This is a genomic window from Streptomyces sp. NPDC005070 (genome assembly GCF_053600395.1).
This window is the reverse complement of sequence record NZ_JBSFZS010000302.1, coordinates 1-3707: the sequence shown is the minus strand read 5'-3', so window position 1 is coordinate 3707 and position 3707 is coordinate 1. Positions and strand designations below refer to the sequence as shown.

The window sequence follows — 3707 nt, the reverse complement described above, 5'->3', positions numbered from 1 at the left end:
CGGCGGGCTGCCGCCCGCGCCGGGCTACCCGATCGGGCTCCCCTGGGGCGCGGCCACGCTGGCGGCCGGTCTGGCCGTGGAGACGTACGCGAGCCGCTCGGGACCCGCGCCCGCGCTCGCCCTGCCCGGCGGATTCATCGGCGGTCCGGCCGGTGTGCTGCTCGGCTGGGTGCTGACGGCGGTCGGTCTGGCCCTCGCCGGGCCCGCGATCACCTATCTGTGCGGATGGCTGCTCCAGGCCGTACGTCCCGGCGCGCTGCGACTGCTGGCCGGGCGGGTGCTCCAGTCGGAGGCGCGGCGCATCGGGCGGCCGCTGGGCGTGGTGTGCGCGGTGGCGTCGGGGGCGTTCGCCATGACGACGCTGTACACCGGCGCCAGGCCCGCCTTCGGTCCGCTGACCACCCTGGGCGCCCTGCTGGTCGCCGGGTGCACGCTGCTGACGCTGGCGACCGCCGCCGTCGAGGCGCGGCAGGCCCGGGCCGACACCACGGCGGCACTGCTGCGGCTGGGGGCGCCCGCCACCATGCTGCGGGGCGCGGCGGCCCTGCGCGCCGGGACACTGTTCGTCGCGTTCGCCCCGCTGACCTGGGCGGTCGCCGAACTGGCCGCGCTTCCCCTCATCCACTGACCGGCCCGCGGAGCACTCCGCGCGATGTTCGGGAAAAGGGGTCCGCGCCGGGCGATGAGTTCCGGGCGGACCCCCGGTCTATCCCTGCGAACGGCACAACACCGACGGGAGAACCTCGTATGTACCAGCAGATGATCTTCGTGAACCTGCCCGTGTCCGACGTCGCCGCCTCCAGGACGTTCTTCACGGAGCTCGGCTACACGATCAACCCCCAGTTCTCCACGGACGACTGCGCCTGCGTGGTGATCAGCGACACCATCATCGCGATGCTGCTCGGCAAGCAGCGCTACGCGGACTTCACCAAGAAGGAGATCGCGGACGCGACGAAGACCAGCGAGGTGCTGCTGTGTCTGAGCGCCGAGAGCCGCGAGAAGGTCGACGAGCTGGTCGACGCCGCCATCGCGGCGGGCGGCTCGGGGTCAGGCGAGGCACAGGACCAGGGCTTCATGTACGGCCGCTCCTTCGACGACCTGGACGGCCACACCTGGGAGGTCATGTGGATGGACCCGGCAGCGGTCCAGGGCTGACCCTCCCCCCTTGCCAGGCCCGGCGCGCGGTACAGGGGTCCGCGCGCCCGGCCTGAACACATACTCCTGGGGATTCCCCCTCCCCACCCTTCCGGACACGGAGTCACATTCCAGCCCATCCATGCCGTTTCGGGTGCCGGGGAAATTTCAGCCCCTCCGGCGTTTGAGGAGCGGGGTCCGGGGCGGAGCCCCAGGGTCGGGACGGGCAGCGGCGGAGGGGGCGAAGGAAGGCTGTCGGTGGGGAAGTTTCAGCCCCTCCGGCGTTTGAGGAGCGGGGTCCGGGGCGGAGCCCCAGGGTTGGGACGGGCAGGGGCGGAGGCGGCGAAGGAAGGCTGTCGGTGCGGCGGGCCGAGGCCGAGCCCGATTGCCGGGCCGGACCCAAGGCGCGGTCGCCTGCGAGGCCGGGGCAACCCGGGTCAGGTCGCGGGGACAGGGGGCCCGGAACCCCGGTGTCCCTTGGGCGGCAGCCCCTAGCATGGGCGGGTGCTGCCAACCCCCCTTCATATCCCCCACGACCGTGAGATCGAATCCCTCGCCGAGTTCGACGAGGTCGTCTCGAGTGGCTCGCTCGCCGGGTTCCGCGTCCAGGCCGTCGATCTGACGAGCCGTACGGCGGACCTCCTGTCCGTGGACACCACGGGCGCCGTCTTCCTCGGCTGCCCGATGGAGTCCGAGGCGGCCGAGCGGGTCCGGCTCTCCGGCGCCCTCGTCTTCCCTCCCGTACCGGGCCTCCCCCTCGACCCCTACCGGGGTCGTCTCTACTCGCCCGACGAACTCTTCGCCTCGCTCGACGCGGGGTACGAGTCGACACCCGACGCCCGCGCGTACGCCTGGTTCCAGCGGACCAAGGCCGACGGCGACATATTCGCGTCGATGGTGCGCGCGGTCCACGACGACTCCGTCTCGGACGCGCTCGACGAACTCCTCACCGGCGTACAGGTCGTGGGCGTGATGGGCGGCCACGCGATGGCACGCGGCACGGAGGCGTACGCGGCGGCCGCACGGCTCGGCCGCACCCTCACGCGCTCCGGTCTCATGGTCGCCACCGGCGGCGGCCCCGGCGCCATGGAGGCGGCGAACCTCGGCGCGTACGCGGCCCCGTTCGACGACGGCATGCTCGACGAATCCCTGCGCATGCTGGCCGCCGTCCCGTCGTTCACGCCCTCCGTCACCGACTGGGCGCGCGCGGCGTTCGCGGTGCGCGAGCGCTGGCCCTCGGGCAGCCCCTCGGTCGGCGTCCCCACCTGGTTCTACGGGCACGAGCCGCCGAACGCCTTCGCCGCGCACATCGCCAAGTACTTTGCCAACGCGACCCGTGAGGACGGGCTGCTGGCCCGCTCGAACGCGGGGGTCGTCTTCCTGCCGGGCGCCGCCGGGACCGTACAGGAGATCTTCGACAACGCGACCCCGAACTACTACGGGTCCAGGGGCGAGCCGACCCCCATGGTCCTGGTGGACCGGGCGCACTGGACCGAGAAGTATCCCGCCTGGGGACTGCTCACGTCGCTGGCCAGGGAACGTGCGATGGAGTCGCGGATCGCCCTCGTCGACGGCGTCGATGACGCTCCGGAAGCGCTCAAACACCTGGGACGTTAACAACTCGGCAAAGCCAACAGCGAGGCAGCACCTACGCATTGACAGCACTTAGGTCGCGCTTATAGACCTGTGAGACTCCTGGGGGCGCTGTTGCTGGAGAAATTGCAGCAAATCCCCCCACACCCCCCGCAGTTGCGCAACCTGTGAAGGGCAATCGTGTCCATATCTCGACGCACCGCACGTACCGTGCGAATCCTCGGCGTTGCCTCCGCCTCTGCCGCGCTCGCGCTCGGCGTCGCCGGCAATGCACTCGCCTGCAACATCAAGGACTTCTCGGCGGCCGCCACTTGTGACGGCAACGGGAAGGGCATCATCACCGTGACCGACGTCGACACCTCCGCCAAGGAAGCCACCATCACGGTCTTCCTCGAGCGCAACGGCGCCGACGACCACCAGGTCGGAACCGCCCAGAAGGTCACCGGCAGCAAGAACGGCGCCACCGTCTCCTTCTCGGAGGACTGGGCGCCCAAGGCCGAGTACCGCATCCACGTCAGCGTCCCGAACCTCGTGGACAAGGACATCTCCCCGAACCTGGTGACGAAGGACGAGGCCTGCACCACCGAGTCGGAGTCGCCGTCCCCGTCGGCGAGCCCGGAGCCCTCGGAGTCCGCCCCCTCGGACACCCCTTCGGACTCGGCGACCCCGTCCGACGCGGAGAGCAGCGCCGCTCCGGCCACCCCGGGCGACAACCAGCCGTCCGCGGCCGCCGGTGAGTCCAACCTCGCCGAGACCGGTGCGAACTCCAACACCCCGATGATCGCCGGTATCGCCGGTGCGTTCGTCGTCGTCGGTGGCGGAGCGGTCTACTTCGGCATGCGCCGCCGTGGCGCCTCGAAGGCGAGCTGACCCGCTTCCCGAACGACCGTGCCTCGGTAGGGATCGGGTGGAGCACCCCGGACAACGCGGCTGTTCACGGGGGCGATACGGGGTGTACCGGGCGACGGATCGATCGCAGG

At 71.2% G+C, this 3707-nt stretch carries 3 protein-coding genes and 1 pseudogene; all 4 read left to right on the top strand.

Annotated features, from left to right (window positions below):
* Positions 1–628, top strand: a pseudogene (locus tag ACWEBX_RS38070) (hypothetical protein); the annotation flags it as partial.
* Between the two features lie 119 nt (positions 629–747).
* Positions 748–1155, top strand: a complete 408-nt coding sequence (locus tag ACWEBX_RS38065) for a VOC family protein (protein ID WP_451889303.1) — start codon at positions 748–750, stop codon at positions 1153–1155.
* Positions 1156–1638: 483 nt separating this feature from the next.
* Positions 1639–2751: an LOG family protein gene (locus ACWEBX_RS38060; RefSeq protein ID WP_451889302.1), complete on the top strand. Its 1113-nt coding sequence runs from the start codon at positions 1639–1641 to the stop codon at positions 2749–2751.
* 186 nt (positions 2752–2937) lie between these two features.
* Positions 2938–3597 carry an LAETG motif-containing sortase-dependent surface protein gene (locus tag ACWEBX_RS38055; protein WP_451889301.1) on the top strand — a complete coding sequence of 220 codons (660 nt, stop codon included), beginning with the start codon at positions 2938–2940 and terminating at the stop codon, positions 3595–3597.
* Positions 3598–3707 lie beyond the last annotated feature (110 nt).